The 277-nt window shown below is 46.2% G+C and carries 1 protein-coding gene; it reads left to right on the top strand.

Annotated elements, in window-relative coordinates:
* Positions 1–277 (top strand): hypothetical protein (locus TY19_RS03865; protein ID WP_042280393.1); only part of this gene is annotated, 277 nt, incomplete at both ends.

A 277-nucleotide genomic window follows, 5' to 3' on the forward strand; every position in this document is an offset into this window, starting at 1 on the left:
ATCTAAGCGCGTGCAGCAATCTCACGGATGATGGATTAGCCCATTTGACACCTTTAACGGCTTTGCAGTATCTAAATCTAAATAAGTGCAAGGATCTCAGCGATGCAGGCTTGGCCCATTTGAAATCCTTCACGGCTTTACAGCATCTCGATCTAAGCTACTGTCGAAAACTCACTGATGCAGGCTTAGCTCATTTGACACCCTTAACGGCTTTACAGCATCTCAATCTAAGCGCGTGCAGCAATCTCACGGATGATGGATTAGCCCATTTGACACC

This window comes from Candidatus Protochlamydia sp. R18 (genome assembly GCF_000648255.1).
Taxonomy (GTDB): Bacteria; Chlamydiota; Chlamydiia; order Chlamydiales; family Parachlamydiaceae; genus Protochlamydia; species Protochlamydia amoebophila.